This is a genomic window from Tardiphaga sp. vice304 (assembly GCF_007018905.1).
Taxonomy (GTDB): domain Bacteria; phylum Pseudomonadota; class Alphaproteobacteria; order Rhizobiales; family Xanthobacteraceae; genus Tardiphaga.
In genome coordinates this window covers 2,312,683-2,334,624 of record NZ_CP041402.1, presented here as the reverse complement: position 1 = coordinate 2,334,624, position 21,942 = coordinate 2,312,683, and the positions used below count along the sequence as shown (strand labels likewise).

Annotated in this window: 22 protein-coding genes; 12 read left to right on the top strand and 10 right to left on the bottom strand. The window is 65.2% G+C overall.

Annotated features, from left to right (window positions below; translation table 11 throughout):
* Nucleotides 1-286 precede the first annotated feature (286 nt).
* A complete protein-coding gene (locus FNL56_RS11090) occupies nt 287-1,861 on the top strand; it encodes a fatty acid--CoA ligase (protein WP_143572763.1) in 1,575 nt (524 codons plus the stop codon).
* 372 nt (nt 1,862-2,233) lie between these two features.
* Entirely contained in the window at nt 2,234-3,214 is a 981-nt protein-coding gene (locus tag FNL56_RS11085; protein ID WP_143576125.1) for an alpha/beta hydrolase, read from the top strand.
* Here FNL56_RS11085 and FNL56_RS11080 read toward each other — a convergent pair.
* The 3 genes from FNL56_RS11080 to FNL56_RS11070 form a co-directional block, all read right to left on the bottom strand.
* Nucleotides 3,171-4,133 (bottom strand): alpha/beta fold hydrolase, encoded by a 963-nt coding sequence (locus FNL56_RS11080; protein ID WP_143572762.1) that lies wholly within the window; start codon nt 4,131-4,133, stop codon nt 3,171-3,173. The two genes, FNL56_RS11085 and FNL56_RS11080, sit on opposite strands and share 44 nt — an antisense overlap.
* Before the next feature lie 209 nt (nt 4,134-4,342).
* Nucleotides 4,343-4,594, bottom strand: coding sequence for a DUF6489 family protein (locus tag FNL56_RS11075; RefSeq protein ID WP_143572761.1), 252 nt, complete (start codon nt 4,592-4,594; stop codon nt 4,343-4,345).
* Between the two features lie 97 nt (nt 4,595-4,691).
* Nucleotides 4,692-5,945, bottom strand: a complete 1,254-nt coding sequence (locus tag FNL56_RS11070; protein WP_143572760.1) for an FAD-dependent oxidoreductase — start codon at nt 5,943-5,945, stop codon at nt 4,692-4,694.
* A gap of 233 nt (nt 5,946-6,178) precedes the next feature.
* Between FNL56_RS11070 and FNL56_RS11065 the strand changes: the two genes are divergently transcribed.
* The 5 genes from FNL56_RS11065 to FNL56_RS11045 all read left to right on the top strand — a co-directional run bounded on the left by FNL56_RS11065 (nt 6,179) and on the right by FNL56_RS11045 (nt 12,001).
* Nucleotides 6,179-7,780 (top strand): ABC transporter substrate-binding protein, encoded by a 1,602-nt coding sequence (locus FNL56_RS11065; RefSeq protein WP_143572759.1) that lies wholly within the window; start codon nt 6,179-6,181, stop codon nt 7,778-7,780.
* Nucleotides 7,781-7,922: 142 nt separating this feature from the next.
* The gene (locus tag FNL56_RS11060; protein WP_143572758.1) at nt 7,923-8,903 is read left to right on the top strand and encodes an ABC transporter permease; all 981 of its coding nucleotides are present in this window, start codon (nt 7,923-7,925) and stop codon (nt 8,901-8,903) included.
* A gap of 187 nt (nt 8,904-9,090) precedes the next feature.
* Nucleotides 9,091-10,038, top strand: coding sequence for an ABC transporter permease (locus FNL56_RS11055; protein ID WP_143572757.1), 948 nt, complete (start codon nt 9,091-9,093; stop codon nt 10,036-10,038).
* Complete coding sequence (locus FNL56_RS11050) at nt 10,035-11,024, top strand: ABC transporter ATP-binding protein (RefSeq protein ID WP_143572756.1); 990 nt, start codon at nt 10,035-10,037, stop codon at nt 11,022-11,024. Before FNL56_RS11055 ends, FNL56_RS11050 begins: the two co-directional genes overlap by 4 nt.
* Nucleotides 11,021-12,001: an ABC transporter ATP-binding protein gene (locus tag FNL56_RS11045; protein WP_143577823.1), complete on the top strand. Its 981-nt coding sequence runs from the start codon at nt 11,021-11,023 to the stop codon at nt 11,999-12,001. Before FNL56_RS11050 ends, FNL56_RS11045 begins: the two co-directional genes overlap by 4 nt.
* 157 nt (nt 12,002-12,158) lie before the next feature.
* Here FNL56_RS11045 and recA read toward each other — a convergent pair whose 3' ends face one another.
* Complete coding sequence (gene recA, locus FNL56_RS11040; RefSeq protein ID WP_143572754.1) at nt 12,159-13,256, bottom strand: recombinase RecA; 1,098 nt, start codon at nt 13,254-13,256, stop codon at nt 12,159-12,161.
* A 287-nt stretch (nt 13,257-13,543) separates the two neighbouring features.
* On the opposite strand from recA, the gene FNL56_RS11035 reads away from it, so the two are divergent.
* Both FNL56_RS11035 and FNL56_RS11030 read left to right on the top strand, forming a co-directional pair.
* On the top strand, nt 13,544-13,759 hold the full coding sequence (locus FNL56_RS11035; RefSeq protein WP_143577822.1) for a DUF6894 family protein: 216 nt from the start codon (nt 13,544-13,546) through the stop codon (nt 13,757-13,759).
* A 193-nt stretch (nt 13,760-13,952) separates the two neighbouring features.
* On the top strand, nt 13,953-14,267 hold the full coding sequence (locus FNL56_RS11030; RefSeq protein WP_143572752.1) for a hypothetical protein: 315 nt from the start codon (nt 13,953-13,955) through the stop codon (nt 14,265-14,267).
* 33 nt (nt 14,268-14,300) lie between these two features.
* On the opposite strand, the gene FNL56_RS11025 is transcribed toward FNL56_RS11030, so the two are convergent.
* From FNL56_RS11025 to FNL56_RS11015, 3 genes are all read right to left on the bottom strand, one after another.
* Nucleotides 14,301-14,591 (bottom strand): hypothetical protein, encoded by a 291-nt coding sequence (locus FNL56_RS11025; protein ID WP_368039341.1) that lies wholly within the window; start codon nt 14,589-14,591, stop codon nt 14,301-14,303.
* A 136-nt stretch (nt 14,592-14,727) separates the two neighbouring features.
* Nucleotides 14,728-16,290: a caspase family protein gene (locus FNL56_RS11020; RefSeq protein ID WP_143577821.1), complete on the bottom strand. Its 1,563-nt coding sequence runs from the start codon at nt 16,288-16,290 to the stop codon at nt 14,728-14,730.
* A gap of 157 nt (nt 16,291-16,447) precedes the next feature.
* Nucleotides 16,448-16,702 (bottom strand): hypothetical protein, encoded by a 255-nt coding sequence (locus FNL56_RS11015; RefSeq protein WP_441351282.1) that lies wholly within the window; start codon nt 16,700-16,702, stop codon nt 16,448-16,450.
* 217 nt (nt 16,703-16,919) lie between these two features.
* On the opposite strand from FNL56_RS11015, the gene FNL56_RS11010 reads away from it, so the two are divergent.
* A complete protein-coding gene (locus tag FNL56_RS11010) occupies nt 16,920-18,068 on the top strand; it encodes a GNAT family N-acetyltransferase (RefSeq protein ID WP_246660991.1) in 1,149 nt (382 codons plus the stop codon).
* 115 nt (nt 18,069-18,183) lie between these two features.
* Here FNL56_RS11010 and FNL56_RS11005 read toward each other — a convergent pair whose 3' ends face one another.
* Nucleotides 18,184-18,849 (bottom strand): DsbA family oxidoreductase, encoded by a 666-nt coding sequence (locus tag FNL56_RS11005; protein ID WP_143572749.1) that lies wholly within the window; start codon nt 18,847-18,849, stop codon nt 18,184-18,186.
* A gap of 223 nt (nt 18,850-19,072) precedes the next feature.
* Between FNL56_RS11005 and FNL56_RS11000 the strand changes: the two genes are divergently transcribed.
* On the top strand, nt 19,073-20,074 hold the full coding sequence (locus FNL56_RS11000) for a Bug family tripartite tricarboxylate transporter substrate binding protein (RefSeq protein ID WP_143572748.1): 1,002 nt from the start codon (nt 19,073-19,075) through the stop codon (nt 20,072-20,074).
* 198 nt (nt 20,075-20,272) lie between these two features.
* Nucleotides 20,273-20,743 (top strand): DoxX family protein, encoded by a 471-nt coding sequence (locus FNL56_RS10995; RefSeq protein ID WP_143572747.1) that lies wholly within the window; start codon nt 20,273-20,275, stop codon nt 20,741-20,743.
* Nucleotides 20,744-20,816: 73 nt separating this feature from the next.
* Here FNL56_RS10995 and FNL56_RS10990 read toward each other — a convergent pair whose 3' ends face one another.
* Together FNL56_RS10990 and FNL56_RS28365 are read right to left on the bottom strand one after the other, a co-directional pair.
* Nucleotides 20,817-21,458: an SET domain-containing protein gene (locus tag FNL56_RS10990; protein ID WP_143572746.1), complete on the bottom strand. Its 642-nt coding sequence runs from the start codon at nt 21,456-21,458 to the stop codon at nt 20,817-20,819.
* A 119-nt stretch (nt 21,459-21,577) separates the two neighbouring features.
* Nucleotides 21,578-21,928 carry a DUF6321 domain-containing protein gene (locus FNL56_RS28365; RefSeq protein WP_246660990.1) on the bottom strand — a complete coding sequence of 117 codons (351 nt, stop codon included), beginning with the start codon at nt 21,926-21,928 and terminating at the stop codon, nt 21,578-21,580.
* Between the last annotated feature and the right edge of the window lie 14 nt (nt 21,929-21,942).

The window sequence follows — 21,942 nt, the reverse complement described above, 5'->3', positions numbered from 1 at the left end:
TAAAACCGCTGCGCTTCAGCCCCCTCACCCGCCCCGGCGTCGCTTCGCTCTGCCGGGTCGACCTCTCCCCGGCGGGGAGAGGTGAACGGCGCGTCATTGCACGAACAATCCTGATTGGTGCAACGACGCTCAACCACCTCTCCCCGGCGGGGAGAGGTCGGCGCGCGCAGCGCCGGGTGAGGGGGCAACGCGACGTCCTTGCCGCATCGCAGCACCTTTCTCACCTTGTCAGGTTGAACGGACCACCTCACACTCTCCCCAACTAATAAAACCAAGGGGGGAGACCATGTGCGTTTCACAAGCGGCGACGCTCGCCGATGTCATCCGGCTTCAGGCGAAGTTGCGGGGCCCGTCCACCGCGCTGGTGTTCGAGGGGCACCCGACTTCCTTCGCCACGCTGGATGAACATGCCAGCCGTGTGGCCAACGGGCTGATCGCGCAAGGCATCAAACCGCGCGAGCGCATCGCCTATCTCGGCAAGAACAGCGACGTCTTCCTCGAGCTGCTGCTCGGCGCGATCAAGGCGGGTGTGGTGATGGCGCCGGTGAACTGGCGGCTGGCCGCGCCCGAGATCGCCTTCATCATCCGTGACTGCCAGGCCCGGATGCTGTTCGTCGGCCCGGAATTCGTCGAGCAGGTGCGCGACCTCGTGCCGGAAATTCCCGATGTGCGCGTGGTCATGACCACCGAAGGCGGCGCCTCGGAATGGCCGGACTTCCGTAGCTGGCGCGACGCACAAAGCGACACCGACCCGATGACGCCGCTTGCGACCGATGACATCGCGATCCAGCTCTACACCTCGGGCACCACCGGCAAGCCGAAAGGCGCGATGCTGACGCACGATAATTTCCTGTCGCTGCTGCGCATCGCCGAAAACGACCCGCCGGACTGGAACCGGTGGACGGCGGACGACGTCTCGCTGGTGGCCATGCCGATGTTCCACATCGGCGGCATCGGCTGGGCGGTGTTCGGCCTGTACCACGGCGCCAAGGGCGTGATCGCGCGGGAGTTCGATCCCGGCAAGGTGCTCGACGATTTCGCGCAGCATGGCATTTCGAAACTGTTTTTGGTGCCGGCGGCGATGCAGTTCATCGTGCGGCAGCCGCGCGCCCGCGAGATGGATTTCTCGAAACTGCGCTACATCCTGTACGGCGCCTCGCCGATCCCCGCCGCGCTTCTGAGGGAATGCATCGAGGTGTTCGGCTGCGGCTTCGTGCAGATGTACGGCATGACCGAGACCACCGGCACCATCGTGGTGCTGGCGCCGGAGGACCATGTCGAGGGCCGCGCCTGCATGCGCGCCGCCGGCCGCGCGCTGCCCGGCGTCGAGATTGCGATCCTCGATGCCGACGGCCGACCCTTGCCGACAGGCGAGGTCGGTGAGATCGCGACGCGCTCGGGCTCCAACATGGCGGGCTACTGGAACCAGCCGGACGCCACCGCGCGCACGCTGGATGCCGACAACTGGCTGCGCACCGGCGACGCCGGCTATCTCGACGCTGACGGCTTTCTCTACATTCACGACCGCATCAAGGACATGATCATCTCCGGCGGCGAGAACATCTACCCCGCCGAAGTCGAGAGCGCGATCTGCGACCATCCCGATGTCGCCGAAGTCGCCGTCGTCGGCGTCCCGGACGAGACCTGGGGCGAGGCCGTCAAGGCGGTGGTGGTATTGAAGCCCGGCAAGAGCCTCAGCGCGCCCGAACTGATTGGCTTCACCAAAGAGCGCATCGCCGGTTTCAAGTCGCCGAAGTCGATCGACTTCATCGCCGCATTGCCGCGCAACGCATCCGGCAAGATCCTGCGGCGCCATCTGCGCGATCCCTATTGGGAAGGAAGGGAGCGGCAGGTGAACTAAACCAGCGGGCCTAAGGTTAGGTATGTTGAACGCTACAGATTATCCAATCTCCACGTCGTCCCCGCGAACGCGGGGACCCATACACGCCGAATTAAGACGGCGCGCGATCGAAGTAACTCGGCGAGAAGCCGCGCTTCGATTGTGAGGACAGAGGCTATGGGTCCCCGCGCCGCGCGCGCCGAAGGCGCGCTAGGCGGGGACGACCGGAGAGGACGGGGCGTCACCTCTTCGGTTCCAATGTCATAAAGCGCTGTCATAAACGCTGTCACAATTCGAAGTTAACAACACTCCGTTCACCGCTGCGGCGATAAGCGCGGGCGATGACGCGCTTGTCACTTTCGTTTTTCAGAAATCTCATGTCATATGTTTGACATGGCCCGCCCCTCCGCACATTCCCTCGCATCCACCGTCGCCTACCAGCCGCCCCGGCTGGTATCAGCCAATGGTATCGAGCTGTGCTACGACAGCTTCGGCGATAGCAGGGCCGAGCCGATGGTGATGATCATGGGGCTCGGCGCCCAGATGATCCACTGGGACGACGAGTTCTGCCGCGACATCGCAGCAAACGGCTTTCGCGTGATCCGCTTCGACAACCGCGACATCGGCCTGTCCAGCAAGATGGCGGGCGGCAAGCCGCTGACGATTTTCGAACTGGCAAAGCTGCGCTATTTCGGCCGGCCGGTCGCCGCGCCCTACAAGCTCTCGGACATGGCGGCCGACGTCGTCGGCCTGCTCGACGCGCTCGGCATCGAGGCCGCGCATGTCGTCGGCGCCTCGATGGGCGGCATGATCGCGCAGGAACTGGCGATCGAACATCCGCAGCGGGTGCGCTCGCTGGTCTCGATCATGTCGACCACCGGCCATCCGCGGCTGCCGCAGCCCGGCCGCGCCGTCGCTGTGCAATTGCTGCAGAAGCAGCCGACGAGCTATGAAGAATTCGTCGCGCGCTTCAAGCAGACCTGGCTGTTCCTGCGCGTCGGCAGCTTCCCGGAAGACGAGGCGCGCGATCTCGACCGCGCGCACCGCACCTATGCCCGCGGCCTCGAGCCCGACGGCGTCAGCCGGCAGTTGCGCGCCATCCTCGCCTCCGGCAGCCGCAAGGAACGGCTGGCGTCGGTGACCGCGCCGACTTTGGTGATCCACGGCAAGGTAGATCCCCTGGTCCACCCGGCCGGCGGTCGCGACACCGCCGCCTCGATCCCCGGCGCGAAGCTGCTGATGATCGACGGCATGGGCCACGCGCTGCCGATCTCGATGTGGAGAGAGGTGATCGACGCCATCGTCGACCACGCATACGGCGTGACGGGGTTCAGCCAAATCGCCGACGGCGCCAGGCGATCAGCAGCGCGCTGACCTCGTCGGGCTTTTCCTGCTGGGTCCAGTGGCCGCTGTCGCGGACCAGATGCTTCTCCAGATCCGGTACCAGCCTCTCCATGCCGTCGGCCATCGACGGCGGCAGCACGGCGTCGTGCTCGGCCATGATCATCAGAGCCGGCACACGCACGGTGTGGTCGAGATCGGCGGAATGCTCCCAGTTGCGCGTGATGTTGCGATACCAGTTGATGCCGCCGGTGAAGCCCGTTGCGGTATAGGTCTCGACGAACACCTGCTTCTCTTCGTCCGTGAGGATCGGCAGCCTTCGGTCCTTGGCCGCGTCATAGGCCTCGACCAGTTGCGGGAACGCCAGATTGGGCCTGGCCGCCGCGACGCCGGGCGCCAGCGGCATCGGCTTGCGCATGAACACCTCGAAGGTGGTTGCGACATTCTCCGCGAAGATCCGGTCCGGCTCCTGCGAGTCCTGGAACTGGACGACGTACATCGTGTCGCCAAATCGCTTGCGATAGATCGCGATTGGATCGACCGGTGCCCTTGCTAGATGCGGCGTGTTGATGCCGACCACGCCGGCGACGCGATCAGGGTAGCGCAACGGCATCTGCCAGACCACGAAGCCGCCCCAGTCATGGCCGACAAAGATCGCGCGGTCGATCTGCAGATGATCGAGCAGCCCGACGAGGTCGGCGATGAGATGTGCGATGTCGTAATCCTCGACATGCTCGGGCCGGTCGGTCGCGCCGAAGCCGCGCTGGTCCGGCGCGATGACACGAATGCCGGCCGCGGCCAGCGCCTTGATCTGGTGCCGCCAGGAGAACGCCAGCTCCGGCCAGCCGTGGCACAGCAACATCGGCGGCGTGTCACTGATCGGGCCGGAATCGTAATAGCCCATCCGGATGCCGTTGACCTCGGCGAAATGCAGCGGCGGCATGTCGATCATCGCGGGCTCCTCTTCACCCTCCCCTGGAGGGGGAGGGTGAAGTGCGCCGTCAGGCGCGCTCGGGGTGGGGTGACGGCGGTGCGATGGGGTGAAGAGCTTACGTCATCCTCTAACGCTGTCACCCCAGCCCGGTGCACAGCATGCTTCGCATGCGATGCACCGACCCTCCCCCTCCAGGGGAGGGTGAACGGCTCCGCCGTAAGCGCGAGCTACTTCTTCTCCGCGGGCCGCGTCCCCAGGGTCGCCATGTTGAGGAACAGCTCCTGGAACTTCTCACCCATCTTGGGATCGAAGGTGAACCAGCTCTGCATCAGCGATTCCGGGGAGAACTTGTCGACGTTGGCCATCATCTTCCCCTGCAACTGCTCCATCATCGCGGTCTGCATCGGCTGCACGTCGGGAAGGCCCAGGAACGCCCGCGCCTCTTCAGGCGTGCAGTCCATGACAACGGTTACTTTCATCGAACGCTCCTCAATCGACGCACACGCGCGGCGGCGCAGTATCGCCACGGTCGCAGCTCCGATGCAAGCCGAGCGGGTCGCGTGCGGTTGCGAAGGATCAGCCGAAGCGTTCGACGGCGAACGAACTGGGATCGGTGAACGGCGTGACGCCCGTCACCATGTCGGCCAGCAGACGCCCGCTGACCGGGCCCAGCGTCAGGCCGTGGTGCTGGTGGCCGAAATCGAACCACAGACCCTTGTGACGAGGCGCCCGCCCAATCACCGGCAGCATGTCCGGCAGGCACGGCCGCGATCCCATCCACGGCTTCGGCTCGATCTGTTCGCCGAGCGGAAACATTTTTCGCGCAATGGGGAGCGTGCGTTCGACCTGCACAGGCGTCGGCGGCGCGTCGCGGCGGGCGAATTCGGCGCCGGTGGTCAGCCGGATGCCGCGGTTCATCGGCGCCAGCAGGTAACCGTTGTCGGTGTCGAGCACCGGGTGATGCAGCACCGCATTGCCGGACGGCGAAAGATGGATGTGATAACCGCGCTTGGTCATCATCGGGATGGCATAGCCGAGCGGCCGGTAGACCTCGTCCGACCACGGACCCAGCGCCACCACCGCGTCGCGCGCGACCAGCGCGCCGCCGGGGCCCGCGACGCGCCAGCCGCCGTCGCCCTGCGTCAGGGTTCGCGCGTCGGCGGCGAGAAAACGGCCGCCCTTGCGGATGAACAGTTTGGCATAGGCCTTTGCCAGCGCGCCGGGATCGGGAATGAAGCCCGGCGTCGGCCAATGAATCGCGCCGGCAAAATCGCCGGACAGGTTGGGTTCCTTGTCGGCGATGGCAGCAGCGTTCAGTACGTGGCCCTCGATGCCGTAGTCGCGGTCGCGCGCCAGTTCGCCGAGGCTCTTCTCCATCGTCTTTTCGGAACGGAACAGCTTGATCCAGCCGGTGCGGCGCAGCAGTTCCGGCACGCCGGCTTCCTCGATCAGCGCCTGATGTTCCTGCAAACTGCGCTGGATCAGCGGCAGTGCAGCGAGCGCGCTGCGCAGCGATCCTTGCGGCGACGAATTGAGGAAATAGCGGACCATCCACGGCAGGAAGCCCGGCAGCGCGTCGAGGTGATAATGCACGTCGGGCGACCGGTTCATCGCGTATTTCAGGATCTGGCCGGCATCGCGCGGAAACATATAGGGGAATACCGAGGCGCATTCGATCAGCCCGGCATTGCCATAGCTGGTCTCTTCGCCGGCCCGCTCATTGCGATCGACCAGCACGACGTTGCGGCCGCGCGCCTGCAGATGCAGCGCCGCCGACACGCCCACCATGCCGGCGCCGAGCACCAGCACATCCGCCTTCAATTCCGTCATCCCTGCCCCGAACTGGTTGCTTCACGAACGTCCTAGCGCGACGTCGTGGCAGCACCGTGAAGCCACGTTGCATATCGCCCATGCGCTCCGTCGGCGAAGCAAGGATTGCGCCACGCTGCCCTGATTTGCGGCGGTGCACGCCGGTAAATGACGCTTGCGCGACGTACGAACTCTGCTGACAATGCAACCGAAGTGCGGCACACCACGCAAGCCGCCGCAGGAGAGCGTTTTCGATGTCCATTCGTCAGACGTGCGTCAAACTTGGTCTCGCCGCCTTCGCCCTGATTGTCGCAGCCGGCGCACCGGCGTCGGCGCAGACCTTGCGCTACGCCAACCAGGGCGACCTCAAATCGCTCGATCCCTATACGCTGCGCGAGACCACCACCATCGCGCATCACGGCCAGGTCTATGAAGGCCTGGTCAAGCGCGGCAAGAACCTCGAGATCATTCCCGGCCTCGCCGAGAGCTGGGAAACGCCGGAGCCGACGCGCTGGCGTTTCCACCTGCGCAAGAACGTGACCTTCGCCAATGGCGATCCTTTCACCGCCGACGACGTGATCTTCTCCGCCGACCGCGTCCGCGCCAAGGGATCGGATTTCCAGACCGTGGTGCCGGTCGACGCCAAGGCGGTCAAGATCGACGACCATACCGTCGATTTCGTGCTGACCTCGCCCAATCCCATTCTGACCTCGCAATGGGACGTGTGGTACATCATGGACAAGAAGTGGGCGGAGGCGAACAACGCCGTGATGCCCACGCCGGCAGCCGCGACCTCGCCGAGCTTCGCTGCGCTGAACGCCAACGGCACCGGGCCGTTCGTCATCGAAAGCCACCAGCCCGGCGTCAAGACCGTGTTCAAGGTCAACCCGAACTGGTGGGGCAAGCCGGAGCACAATCTGAAGGAAATCGTGTTCACGCCGATCTCCTCGGACGCAACCCGCGTCGCAGCGCTGCTGTCCGGCGAGGTCGACCTGATCGAGCCGGTGCCGGTGCAGGACATCGCCCGCGTCAACGGCTCAGCCAATGCCAGCGTTCTCGCCGGGCCGGAGCTGCGCACCATTTTCCTCGGCATGGACCAGATCCGCGACGAACTGCTGGTCTCCAACGTCAAGGGCAAGAACCCCTTCAAGGACATCAAAGTCCGCGAAGCCTTCTACAAGGCGATCGACATCGAACTGATCAAGACCCGCGTGATGCGCGGCCTGTCGACGCCGTCAGCGCTGATGATCGCGCCGCCTTTGTTCAAGCTGTCCGGCGATTTCACGCGGCCGAAGTACGACGCCGAGGGCGCCAAGAAACTGCTCGCCGAGGCCGGCTATCCCGACGGCTTCGAGCTCGGCATGGATTGCCCGAACGACCGGTACGTCAACGACGCCGCGATCTGCCAGGCGGTGGTCGGCATGCTGTCCCGGATCGGCGTCAAGGTGACGCTGAACGCCCAGCCCAAGGCGCTGTTCTTCGGCAAGATCTTCAAGTCGGGCGGCTACCAGACCTCGTTCTATTTGCTCGGCTGGACGCCCGGCACGCAGGATTCCCACAACGTGATGTTCGACATCATGGGCTGCCGCGACAATCCGGCGAGTTCGCGCGGCGCCACCAATGTCGCCGGCTACTGCAACAAGGAGTTCGACAAGCTCACCGACCAGGTGCTGCAGGAAACCGACACCGCCAAGCGCGACCTCCTGATCAAGGCCGGCTTCGAAATCGCCAGCAAGGACTTTGCCTACATCCCGTTGCACCAGCAGGCGCTGGCCTGGGGCGTGTCGAAGAAAATCAAGCTGGTGCAGCGCCCGGACAACCAGGTGCTGCCCTACTGGGCCGTGAAAACGGAATAGGCGTCGCTCCGATAATAGCAGCCGTCATTGCGAGGAGCGAAGCGACGCGGCAATCCAGAAGGCCACAAGCGAAGGAAGACTGGATTGCTTCGTCGCAAGGGCTCCTCGCAATGACGAAGAAAAGCGAAAGCGAAAGGAACCCATGCTCGCTTTCATCCTGCGCCGCGCGCTGCAGTCGATCGGGGTGATGATCGCCGTCGGAATCATCTCGTTTTCGATGTTCCGCTTTGCCGGCGACCCCGTGAACCAGATGGTCGCGCTCGACACCTCGCCGGCGCAGCGTGCCGAAATCCGCGCCTCGCTCGGGCTCGACGATCCCGTCGTCGTGCAGTTCGCGCGCTATTTCGGCAACGCCCTGCAGTTCAAGTTCGGCGTCTCCTACCAGTTTCGCCAGCCGGTGTCGTCGCTGCTGCAGGAGCGCATGCCAGCGACGCTGGAGCTGGCGACCTGCGCCACCGTCCTGGCAATGACGTTCGGCATTCTGATGGGCATCTACTCGGCGCTGCGCCGCGATTCGTTTCTCGCCAAGCTGATGCAGGCGGTGTCGCTGATCGGCATCTCGCTGCCGACCTTCCTGATCGGCATCCTGCTGATCTACCTGTTCGCCGTCACGCTCGGCTGGCTGCCGTCGTTCGGCCGCGGCGACGTCGTGAAGTTCCGCTGGTGGTCGACCGGTCTGTTAACCTTATCCGGGCTGAAGGCGCTGATCCTGCCGTCGATCACGCTCGGCCTGTTCCAGATGACCTTGATCATGCGGCTGGTGCGCGCCGAGATGCTCGAAGTGCTGCGCACCGACTACATCCGCTTCGCGCGCGCGCGCGGCCTCACCACGCGCGCGATCCATTTCGGCCACGCACTGAAAAACACGCTGGTGCCGGTGATCACCGTGGCCGGCCTGCAGTTCGGCTCGGTGATCGCGTTTGCGATCATCACCGAGACGGTATTCCAGTGGCCGGGCATGGGGCTCCTCTTCGTGCAGGCGGTACAGAATGTCGATATCCCGATCATGGCGGCGTATCTCCTGGTGGTGTCGCTGATCTTCGTCACCATCAATCTGATCGTCGATATTCTCTACACTATCGTCGATCCTCGGCTGCGGGCGAGCGTGGGGAGGACGGCATGAGGCGGATTCGGTCAACGACAAACTCCGTGTCGTCCCTGCGAAAGCAGGGACCCATACCCTCCGTCCCCTCAATTAAAACTCCGCCGCATACGCCGTGTAGCCACACGCCGACAGCGGCTATGGGTCCCCGCGCCGCGCGCGCCAAAGGCGCGCTAGGCGGGGACGACACGGGGGTAACGAGCGTCACATGACTGATCTCCCGGCAACTGCCCCCGCCCCCTCACCTTCCATGTTCGCCCGCGCGATCGACAGCGACATCTGGCATTCGTTCAAACAATCGCGCCTGACGATGGCCGCCGCCGTGATCGCGGGACTGCTGATCATGATGGCGCTGTTTGCGCCTCTCTTGTCCTCGCAGGACCCGTTCGATCCGCGCCAGCTCGAGCTGATCAATTCGCGGATCTCGCCGCTGTGGACGGCGGACGGCCAGCGGCCGTTCCTGTTCGGCACCGACGAGCAGGGCCGCGATATTTTCTCCGCGATCCTCTACGGCATGCGGATTTCGCTCGCCGTCGGCATTCTCGGCGTGGTGTTCGCCGCAGTGCTGGGCATCTCGCTCGGGCTGATCGCGGGGTATGTCGGCGGCTGGGTCGACAGCCTGATCATGCGCATCGCCGACGTGCAGCTCACCTTTCCGGCGATCCTGATCGCGCTCCTGATCGACGGCGTCGCCAAGTCGGTGTTCAATAATCGGCTGGACTCGATGGGCACGCTTATGGTGCTGGTGGTCGCGATCGGGCTGAGCTTCTGGGTACAATATGCCCGCACCGTGCGCGGCTCGGTGATGGTCGAGAAGAACCGCGACTATGTCGCCGCGGCGCAACTGATCGGGCTGCCGGCGCGAATCATCATGCTGCGCCATGTGCTGCCCAACACGATGGGGCCGATCCTGGTGATCGCGACCATCAACCTCGCGCTCGCCATCATCACCGAGGCGACGCTGTCGTTCCTGGGATCCGGCATGCCCGATACCATGCCGTCGCTGGGCACGCTGATCCGGATCGGCAACAACTATCTGTTCTCCGGCGAATGGTGGGTGATCGCCTTCCCCGGCCTCGCATTGGCGTCGCTGATCCTGTCGATCAACCTGTTGGGCGACTGGCTGCGCGACGCGCTGAATCCGAAGCTGCGATGACCGAACCCGTGCTCTCCGTCCGTCATCTGCGCGTCGAATTCGCCAGCCGCCGCGGCGTGTTGCGCGCCATCGACGGCGTGTCGTTCGATATCGCACGGGGCGAAGTGCTGGGCGTGGTCGGCGAATCCGGCGCCGGCAAGTCGGTGACCGGGCTCGCCGCCATCGGGCTGATCGATCCGCCCGGTCGCATCGCCGGTGGCGAGATTTATCTCGCCGGCCTGCGCATCGATAACCTCGCCCCGGAGGAAATGCGAAAGATTCGCGGCAAGCGGATCGGAATGATCTTCCAGGATCCGCTGACCAGCCTCAACCCGCTGTACCGGATCGGCGACCAGCTGGTCGAGACCATCCGCACGCATCTCAACCTGAACGAGACCGCCGCGCGAAAGCGCGCGATCGAGCTGCTCGCCGAGGTCGGCATTCCCGCGCCGGACAAGCGCATCGACGCTTTTCCTCACGAATTTTCCGGCGGCATGCGGCAGCGCGTGGTGATCGCGCTGGCGATCGCCGCCGAGCCCGAGCTGATCATCGCCGACGAACCGACCACCGCGCTCGACGTCTCCGTGCAGGCGCAGATCATCGCGCTGCTGCGACGGCTCGGCCGCGACCACGGCACGGCGGTGATGCTGGTGACCCATGACATGGGCGTGATCGCCGAAACCTCGGACCGCGTCGCGGTGATGTATTCCGGACGCATCGCCGAGATCGGACCGGTGCGCGACGTCGTGCAGAATCCGCTGCATCCCTATGCCAAGGGCCTTATGGGCGCGATCCCCACCCTGTCGGGCGATGCCTCGAAACGCCTGGTGCAGATCGATGGCGCGATGCCGCGGCTTTCCGCAATTCCCGATGGCTGCGCCTTCCACCCGCGCTGCACATTCGCTTTCGGCCGCTGCCGCATCGAGCGGCCGGAGCCGATCGCGGTGGGCAGCCAGCGCGTCGCCTGCCATCTCTACGACACGGCGAATGCGGGGGCGGTATCATGAGCGCGCTGGTGCAGGTCCGCGACCTCAAGCGCGCCTTCGACGTCTCCAAGCCGTGGCTCAACCGCGTGATCGAGGGCGCGCCAATGGAATTCTTGCGCGCGGTCGACGGCGTCTCGTTCGAGATCGCGCGCGGCGAGACCTTTGCGCTGGTCGGCGAATCCGGCTCCGGCAAGACCACGGTGGCGCGGATGGTCGTCGGCCTGCTGCCGCCATCCTCCGGCGACGTGCTGATCGACGGCGTCTCGATGAGCGATCCCGGACAGGCGGGCGCACGGCGCGCGCTGCGCCGACGCATCCAGATGATTTTTCAGGATCCCTATGCCAGCCTCAATCCGCGGATGCGGGTCGACGCCATCATCGCCGAGCCGATCCGTGCGTTCGAGCTGTTACGCGGCGAGCGCGAGATCCGCGGCCGGGTCGGCGAGTTGCTGACGCTGGTCGGGCTGCATCCCGATGACGGGGCGAAGTTTCCGCACCAGTTCTCCGGCGGCCAGCGCCAGCGCGTCGCGATCGCGAGGGCACTCGCATCCGAGGCGGACTTCATCGTCTGCGACGAGCCGACCTCGGCGCTCGACGTCTCGGTGCAGGCGCAGATACTGAACCTGATGCGCGACCTGCAGGACCGGTTCGGCCTGACCTATCTGTTCATCAGCCACAACCTTGCGGTGGTCCGCCACATGGCGAGCCGGATCGGCGTGATGTATCTCGGCCGTATCGTCGAGATCGCGGAGGGCCGCGAATTGTTCAGCCATCCGCGCATGCCGTACACGAAAATGCTGCTCGGCGCGGTGCCGGATCTGGCGATGTCCGGACGCCCCCGGATTGCGGTGACCGGCGAGATCCCCAATCCGATCGACCCGCCATCCGGCTGCGCGTTTCATCCGCGCTGCCCGGAAGTGTTCGCGCCGTGCCGCAATGTGGCGCCGGCGCTGATCGAAGGCGTGGCTTGCCATGCGGTGAACGGCGCCCCGAAGTAATGATGGCGCGGCTATCGATGCCAAAGCGCCAAGTCAAAGCTCCAAGTCGAAGCTCCAAAACGTCAACGCCCGGCACAAGGCCGGGCATGACGAACTCACAAACTAGTCGATGTGCTGACTGCACGAACGGAGCCGCTCGAAAGACGCTCCGCCAATATTACTCGTCTTCAGTGGGCTCTTCGCCCTCGGCGTCGCGCTCCGGCGAACCGGCCAGAATCTGTTCGGCAATCAGGCCGGAGTTCTGGCGGATCGAGGCTTCGATCTTGGCGGTCATATCCGGATTAGCCTTCAGGAAGGCTTTCGAATTCTCGCGGCCCTGGCCGAGACGCTGGCTGTCGTAAGAGAACCAGGCGCCGGACTTTTCGATGATGCCGGCCTTGACGCCGAGATCGAGGATCTCGCCCATCTTGGAGACACCTTCGCCATACATGATGTCGAATTCGACCTGCTTGAAGGGCGGCGCCAGCTTGTTCTTGACGACCTTGACGCGGGTCTGGTTACCGACCACCTCGTCGCGCTCTTTGATCGCGCCGATGCGGCGGATGTCGAGGCGGACCGAGGCGTAGAATTTCAGCGCATTACCGCCGGTGGTGGTTTCGGGCGAGCCATACATCACGCCGATCTTCATGCGGATCTGGTTGATGAAGATCACCATCGTATTCGACTTGTTGATCGAGGCGGTCAGCTTGCGCAGCGCCTGGCTCATCAAGCGGGCCTGCAGGCCGGGCAGCGCATCGCCCATCTCGCCTTCGAGCTCGGCGCGCGGCACCAGAGCGGCGACCGAATCGATCACCAGCACGTCGACCGCGCCGGAACGCACCAGCGTGTCGCAGATTTCCAGCGCCTGCTCGCCGGTATCGGGCTGCGAGATCAGCAACTCGTCAATGTTGACGCCGAGCTTGCGGGCATAGACCGGATCGAGCGCGTGTTCGGCGTCGATGAAGGCGCAGATGCCGCCCTTCTTCTGGCCTTCGGCGACCGTGTGCAGCGCCAAAGTGGTCTTGCCCGAGGATTCCGGCCCATAGATCTCGACCACCCGGCCGCGCGGCAGGCCGCCGACGCCGAGCGCGATGTCCAGACCGAGCGAGCCCGACGAGATCGTCTCGATATCCATCGAGCGATCATTCTTGCCGAGCTTCATCACCGAACCCTTGCCGAACTGGCGCTCGATCTGCGACAGCGCGGCCGACAGGGCCTTGGTCTTGTCCATGGAGGATCCTTCAACGATACGCAGGGCAGTCGGGGTCGAGGCCATCTCTAGCTCCTTATGAACGGGATTCGCGCGGCGGACAAACAATGGGGTCAGGCGATCTGTTGGAATAAACGTACACCATTCGTTCCATGTTCGCAATATGTTCTTGCGAAGAACGGCCTGATTTGATCTGTCGCAACCTGCCGCAGGCGACAGGCTTAATAAAAGCCATCCACCTGCCCCAATTCGACACATTTCTATCGACGGCTGAAATAAGTTCATCTAGCGGTATTGAAGTCCTTTCGGCAACCAAGAGTGCCAGAGGCGCTCCCTTGCACTTCGGGTTGCCCGTGCCCCTGTTTTATTTTCACCTCGTCGCCGCCCGAGCCACGGTCCTGGATGAGGACGGCATCCGCCTTGCCGACCGCGAGAAGGCGCTGGCCTATGCGCGGGACCTGATGGACGAACTGGCGCGTAGCGTAAAGACCACAGGCAGCGTCATCGTCGTCGAGAACGATGATGACGGCGAAATGTTCGAGGTGCCGCCGCTTGGCCCGTCCCATTGAGCCGGACCGCCAAAACTGTCCGGTGTTACGCGAGATGGCCGCGGCCGGGCTTAATCCGGTCGATGGCGCCCCGCCCGCCTCGGAGGCCGGGTAGCCGGCCGACGACCGCTCCACTTTCGCTCATGGTTGTGCCGGGCGGCATTTGTTGACGGCCTGTCCGCTTCTGTCACTCCCGCCAATTGTGAGAGCCTCGATGCATCCCGCCGCCAGATTGCAGTCCGACCGCCTGATCGCGGAATATCAGCGCTGGATGGCGGTGGCGGAAGACGAACGCTCGCCGGCGCCGGGCTGGTGGTGGGGACCGGCGATGGCGTGGTGGGAAATGCCGGCCGAGTTGCCCGGCGATCTCGCCAAGCGGCTCGGGCTGCCGGAGGGCGCCGCCCATGCGCAAGCCGCGCAACTGTTTCTCGATGCGCTGGCCGGCCAGAGCGCGCTGTCGTGGCCGGAGCAATTCCCGCGCCGCTATCGCCCGGCCTATCCGAACGACGCACCGGCCGAAGCCGGCTAGACTTCCGCGCCACGCGGCACGTTGAAAAACAGATCAGTTGGTGGCGGTGCCGGTCTTGCTGCGCTTGGCAGGTGGCGCGGTCTTCGGCGCGTCGTTGCGGACGGTGCCCCACGGGTCGGCATCGACCTTGGCGTTCGGAATCTTGCGCAGCGACTCGCGATAGGCCTTGTCGGCGATGGCGTCCTGTTCGCGCTCTTCCGGCGACTTGCTCTTCAGTTCCGGGATCAGATTGATGTTCGGCGCCTGCGCGAAGACAGGCACCGCGAACGGACCGGACAAGACGGCGAGCATCACCGCGGCGCGAAAGATGGTCATGGGGGTCATGCGAAGGCTCCAGCAGGTTTTGCCAGCTTATACCATTGCGCCCCCGCGCGCGCCAACCGCGCCACGGGGCTGGCAATGCCCGGACACAACTCGATCAGGGAGCGCCGGGGGGCGCGTCGCGCCGCTTCGGCCCTGATCAATAGCGCCCGCGGCCGCCGCTATTGCCGCTATAGCCGCCGCCGCCGCGGTTGAATCCGCCGCGGTACCCGTAACCGCCGATCGAAATGCCCGGCGACGGCGCATAGACCGGCGTGCGCCGGACCACCACCACCTCGTCGATCTCGCGCAGCCGCGGCGGGCTGCGATCGGCGCGCCGGTCGGGTTCGGCCTGCTTCTTTTTCTTCGGCTCAGGCTTCGGCAGAGCGGGCTTGCCCAGATTCGCCTTGATCGGCGCCACGCCCGGCGCGCCGCACGGGCAAGCCGGCGCCGCCAGCGCCACCGGGATCGGCTGCAAGCCGGTTGCTGCGACCGGTGTGGTGCGATTGCGGGTGCGATCCTCGAGCTTCTTCGCCGTCGGCGTCAGGTCGCTGTCGGGATATTTCGCGAGAAACGCCGCGTAGGATGACGCGGTGTTGGTAATCACCGCATTATTCCAGGCTACCATCTTGTAGTGCCGGTCCAGCCACTCGCGCGCCTGCGGGCCGAGCGGCGGCTGCGCATACAGCGCGACGAAGGCCTCATAGGCCTCGACCGACCCGTCGGCGACGATCAGCTCGTTGGCCTGCTCCACCTTCTTGCCCTGCAATTGGCGGCGCCATTCGTCGGCCGTGCGCTTCGCCGGCTTCGGCGCCGCCGCCATAGATTCGGAAGCTTTGGCTTCGGAAGCTTTCGCATCAGAAGCTTTGGCTTCGGTAATTTTCGGCTCCGCCGTTCTGCTGTCGGACGCCGTGCTGCTATCAGACGGCTTCGCATCCGCGACTGCTGCGGTCGCAACGCTGGAGCCGAAGAAACGAAAATCGCTGACCAGCGACGAACTTTCCCACGGCGTCTGCCGGCCTTCGGTGGCGAGGTTGACCGAGAGCCGCACCCGCTTGAAGGCGTCCTCGATCGCCAGGTTCGGCTCACGACCGGCTTTCAGCAGCGCGGCGGTATAGGGGCTGTTGCCGCCGCTGCCGTCCTCGGCTTCCGCGCCCGGCGAGGTCGAGAACGACAGCAGCGTGCCGGCAGTGCCGAGCTTGACGTCGACATGGGCGAGGCCGCGGCCGGTAGTCTTGTTGATGCCGGGGAACGGGTTGTTGCGGCAGGCATCGAGCAGGATGATGCGGGTCCTGGATGGCACCGATGTGAGGGTGTTGAGGATGTCGTTCAGCCGCACTGCCTGCAGCGGAATGTCGGCCTCGCGTTTCGGATCGACATCGACCGGCACCAGATAGTTCTCACCGTCGATCTGCAGCCCGTGGCCGGCGTAGAACACCAGCGACACCGTGTCCGGCCCCTTCTCGGCGACGGATGCGGCAAACGCGCCGATCCGCGCGCGCAATTCGTTCTGGCCGAGGTCGGAGGCCGATTGCACCTCGAAGCCGGCGTCGCCCAGCATCTGCGCCATCGCGCGGGCATCATTGACCGGATTGGGCAGCGGCGTCACCGCGCGGTAGGCGGATTGCCCGATCACCAGCGCGATCCGGTTTTCAGCCCCTGCCGGCGCGTTGATCAGGAGGGCCGCGGCAAGAAGCGCGGGGCGAAGCACAGAACGAACCATCGAGCGATCCTTCCAGGGCCATTGGCGGCCGGTGCAGTCACAGTCGCCGCAGCATCAGACCAGCATGTCCGGTCGCCAGCCATGCGACGGCCTGCCGCTGCCTGTATCGGTCGCGCCCGGCCCGCACCGGGTTCATACCGGCACGCAGTCTGCGTCGTTATTTTTTCTTCGCGACCGGCGCGGCCGGGGCCGGCGCCACTACGCCCCACGGATCGTATTTTTCCTTGGGCTCGGGAATCCGTTCGATCGCCGCCTTGTAGGCCTTTTCATCGACCTTCGGTTTGTCGTCGCCTTTCGGCGCCTCGCCACCGCCGCCGCCGCGCTTGCCCCCCATCTGCGCCGAGGCCGGCATCGCCAGGATAGTAGCGGCAACCGCGGCCACCGCCACCAGTCTGATCGTCACATGCTTCATCGCGTCGTCCTCCCACGCTGTTGATAGCGCGCCGTCCCGCCTTCTTTCCAGCCCCATGTGTTCGCCTTGCGACAAGCCGGCCGGCTGGCACGGTAAGCCCCGATTACCTATTTTGATCGAATTTCCCGCGACCGCCACCGAATGTCGGCCGATATCGGTTACCTTGCAAGGAGACACGGCGGGGACGGACGTGGTGCAGGACACGGAAACAGGTTCAATCGAGCAAGATACGAACGAAGCCGTTGGCCGGCGCCGCACGGCGCTGCCGGCGCTGACGGCGGTCGCGCCGGAGGCGTGGCGCGCGCTGGCGGCCCGCGCCATCGAGCCGAACGGCTATTATCTGCCGGACTGGGAGCTGGCGGTGAATGCCAGTGCCACCGGCCGCACCGGCGCCGCGGCGCTGGCGGCGTGGTCGGCTGCGGCGGCGCCTCGCCTGCTTGGCCTGCTGCCGGTAGTGTCGTTCTGGCGCGCCTTGCGGCTGCCGCTGCCCGCCCTGGTCAGCGCCTCGCCCTATGGCACCCTGACCACGCCGCTGCTCGACCGCACCGAGACCCGCGCGGCCGCGGGCGCCCTGCTCGACCGAGCACGCAACAGTGGCGCGCGCGCGCTGCTGCTGCGCGACGTCCCGCTGCACGGCGCGGCGATGGCTGCGCTGACCGCGGTGCTCGACGCGCAGGGCCTCGCGGCCCGCGTGCTGCAATCGGGCCAGCGCGCCTGCCTCGACGCGACGCAGGACGCCGACGACGTGCTGCGCGACGGGCTCGGCGCCAAGAAGCTGAAGGAATTGCGCCGCCAGCGCGCAAGGCTGGCCGACCAGGGCGAGGTCCGCTTCACGGTCGCGCGCGAACCGGCCGACATCGCCGTGGCGCTGGAGACCATTCTCGCGCTGGAGGCCGGCGGCTGGAAGGGCAAGCGCGGCACGGCGCTGGCGCAGGATGCCGGCGACAACGCCTTCATCCGCCGCGCCGTCCCGGCGCTGGCCGCCACCGGCCAGTGCGAGATCATCGCGCTGCACGCAGGCAACGTGCCGGTCGCGGCCGCGATCGTGCTGCGGCATCTCGACCGCGCGTTCTATTTCAAGATCGGCATCGACGAGCGTTTTGCGAAATTCTCGCCAGGCGTGCAGCTCACCCTCGACCTGACCCGCCATCTCTGCGCCGACCCCGCCATCGCCAGCGCCGATTCCACCGCAGCCCCCGGCCATCCGATGATCGACCCGATCTGGCGCGGCCGGCTGATGATCGGCGACGTGCTGATCCCGCTGCGCAAAGATGATCAAATGGCGGCGATGATGTTCACGGCGCTGAAGCTGCGGCAGTCGGCAACGGTCGGGTTGCGAAGTGTAGTACGCAAACTGCGCGGTTGATCCGTAGGGTGGGCAAAGGCGCGTTTGCGCCGTGCCCACCATTCCCCGCCGTGGCAGGCACACCCCGCCGCGCTTCGCGCGGCCGGGATTTTGCCCACCCTACTCCATCTCCGGATTACTCCGCAGCCTCGGCATTCACCTCAGCCGAGACCTGGCGGATGGCGCGCGCCAGTTGCTCCGCCGGCTGCGCGCCGGACACCGCATATTTGCCGGCGAACACATAGGTCGGCACGCCGGAAATGCCCTTGTCGGCGGCTTCCTTGGCATCGGCCGAAATGCGCGCGACGTCCTCATCGGTGGCGAGCCGGCGGCGGATGTCGTCGGCATCGAGGCCGACATCGGCCGCGGCCTGCACCAGCGTTTCGGTCCGGGTGAGATCGCCGCCATCGCGGAAATACAATTCCATCAGCCGCTGCTTGACCGCGGCGGACTTGCCGGACGGCTCCGCCCACAGGATCAGGCGATGGCAATCGACTGTGTTGGGCTGGCGCTTCACCTTCGCCGGTTGGTAGCTCAACCCCTCCTCGGAGGCCGCGGCGACGACGCGCTCCGCTATCCCCTTATAGGCGTCCACTGATCCAAACTTGGTCTCGAGATAGCTGTCGCGATCGATGCCCTCGGGCGGTATCCACGGATTGAGAAAGAACGGCCGCCAATGCACCTCGACCGGAATCTCCGCGGCCAGCGCCAGCGCATCCTCGATGCGCTTCTTGCCGATATAGCACCACGGGCACACCACGTCGGAGACGATGTCGATCTGCAGCGGCTTGATGGCACTCATGGCGGGCTCCTGTTCAAGCCCCACAGATAGGCCGCGAGCAAAGCACAGGCAAGGTCGCGCGGGAGGATCGCCATTCCGCAAAGCGGAACGTGCAATGCGGTGTATCCGCGCAGTGGCGGCGACGGCGGTATCAAATCCCGTCGCCGCTGGTAGGCTCCGCGCGCGAGATCAACTCGCAGGCGCAGGGTTAATCCTGCGACCTCCAACACGGCAGGAAGCGACAATGAGACACCTGGCATCGGTCACCGGACTGCGCGCGGCCATCGCGGCGGCGGTGATCACGTTCACCACCTCGATCGGCGGGACGGCCGTGGCGCAGTCCGCGGCGACCTATCCCGAGCGGCGCGTCACCTTCGTGGTGCCCTATGCCGCCGGCGGCGCCACCGACGTCGTCGCGCGGCTGCTGGCGAGCCGGCTGCAGGAGGCCTGGAAACAGACCATCGTGGTGGAGAACAAATCGGGCGCCGGCGGCGTGATCGGAAACGACTTCGTCGCCAAGGCGCCGGCCGATGGCTACACCGTGCTGGTCGCCATCACCCAGATCATCCAGGCGCCGAGCCTGATGTCGAGCCTGCCCTATGACGTGTTCAAGGATCTGGCGCCGGTCAGCCAGGTCGCGTTGTCGCCGATCGTGCTGACGATCCCGGACGCGCAGCCGATGAAATCCTTGAAGGACCTGATCGACCTCGCCAAGGCCAGCCCCGGCAAATATGCCTATGGCTCGTTCGGCAATGCGACCACCTCGCATCTTTATGGCGAATTGCTGAAGCAGACCGCCGCCATCGATATGAACCACGTGCCGTATCGCGGTTCGGCGCCGCTGCTGAACGATCTGCTCGGCAACCAGATCACCGCGGCCTTCGTCGATCTCACCACCGCCGGCCCGCAGCTCGCCGCCGGCAAGGTGCGGGCGCTCGCCGTGGGCGGCGAGACGCGCAAGAAAGTGCTGCCCGACGTGCCGACGCTGGCCGAACTCGGCTATCCCGGCTTCGAGGCGGAGGGCTGGATCGGCCTGTTCGTGCCGAAGGCGACGCCGAAGGATATCGTCACCAGATTGTCGGCTGAACTGGCCCGCATCATCGCGTCACCGGAAGGCATGGCCGGCTTGCAGGCGGTCAATCTGATCCCGGTCGGCGGCACCGCGGACAGCTTCGAGGCGACGTTGAAGCGCGATTTCGATCGTTGGGCGACGGTCGCCAGAACCGCCGGCGTCCGCGGCGAATGAACCCGGACGCTTGCGTATAGGCAGGCGCTCCGCGCCCGCCGCCCTGGTATCAAACTCGTCCGACACGCGCATCCCCGCGTTCACACGGTTTCGTGAAGGCGGGGGCTGATCGACCTTGTGGTGCATCAAAGCCGCTGTCCGACGCCGCCGTAGATGTGACGTACCGGGTACAGCTGAGCATCAACGGGGGACCAAACCATGTTCATCACCACCGACGACTTTCGCATCAAGGCGGAAAACTTCGACCTGACGAATGGCACCAACATCCTGCGGATCGCCTGCGGCGCGTTCCTGATCCCGCACGTCATGGGCAAGTTCGCTGCGGGCGGGCTCAGCGCCGGTGTCGTCGGCTTCTTCGCCAAGGCCGGATTTCATCCGCCGGAGGCCTGGGTGGCGCTCGCAGCCGCAGCGGAAATCGTGGCGGCCATCACGATGATCCTGGGCATCTGCACCCGCTTCGCCGCCCTTGGCAGCTTCGCACTGCTGCTGGTGACGGTCTATGCCCTGCACATGGTCAAGGGCTTCGGCTGGACCTGGAACACTGGCGGCTATGAATATCCGGTGTTCTGGGCGATCGCTTCGGGTGTGGTGGCACTGGAGGCGTGGAAGGTGACGTTGAAGCGGTCGTCGGCGACGCGGGCCCCGGTCGGCATGAAGCTCGCCGCCTGAGCTTCGTAAACTTGTCCCGGCTCTGCGGAGCGGCATCAACATGCCGCAACGCATCCGGGACAGTTTAGTGCGATCAGGCCTTGGACTTGCTGGCCTTCGCAGCCCCTGGCCTTGCCTTGGCGGTCTTCGCCGAAGCCTTCTTCGTTACAGTCTTCGTCTTTCCGGCGGCTTTGTTCTTCACAGCCTTGCTCTTCACAACCTTGGCCTTGCGCGCGAGCTTGGCTTTTTCCGCGAGCTTGTCCGCCTTGCGCAGCGCCTTGGCTTTCAACGCGGCCTTCTCGGCACGGGCCTCGGCCTTCTTCTTCGCACGCTTCTTCTCGCAGGCATCGCACTTGCAGCCGATCGGCTTTAGATAGGCCTTGAAGTACTCGGTACCGTAATCATAGTTGATCTCGTCGCCCGCCTCGATCTTCTTGATCGAGCGGATGATGACGCGCTTCTTGCGCGGATTGACGTCGGATTCGGCGTTCGGCTTGCAGGAATGATTGATGTAGCGCGCGACGTTCTTGCGCACCGAGCCGTCGATGGTCCAGCGGTCGTTCAACTGGAATAGATATTTGTTCTCGACCGCATCGTCCTTCTTCTTCTTCGAATCCAGCAATGGCCCGAAGTAGCGGATGATCTTGGCGCCCTTCTTGATCGGCTGCGTGGCGAACAGGCCGAGACCGGTTTTCGAGCGGCCGACGCGAAAAGGCTTGCTGGACAGATCTGGCATGTTGGGACACTGACGCTGAGGGACAAACGATATGGAAAGAGCTTTGTAGGGCGATTCCGGGGCGCCTGTCAGCCGCCCGTCTGCCTCTGGCGCAATCCTTCCCCAGCTTGCTGCGACGCTCAGGCCGACGCCTTGGCCTTGCGATAGCGTTTCAGCAGCTTCTCGCCCTTGCGGGCGATCTTGCGGGCCGCCTTCTCGGTCTTCGGCACCTTCTCGCCCCAGGCATGCGCCGAAAGCGCAAGCCGCGTCGGCTCTCCATTGGCATCGATCAAGGGCGGCAGCTTGGCGCGGCCGTAGAAGCGCACGGCCCACGATCCCTTGCGGCGCATCTCGGTCAGCGTCATCTCCGAGGCTTTCTTCGTCACGCCGGGCTTGAGATGCGAGCCGTCCTTCTTGGCGAAGGCCTTGCGGCCCGCCGCCGTCAAGCCGCCTTTCGGGTCTTTCCCGGCGGCGTCTTTTTTCTTCGCCATTTTGGCCTTGGCAA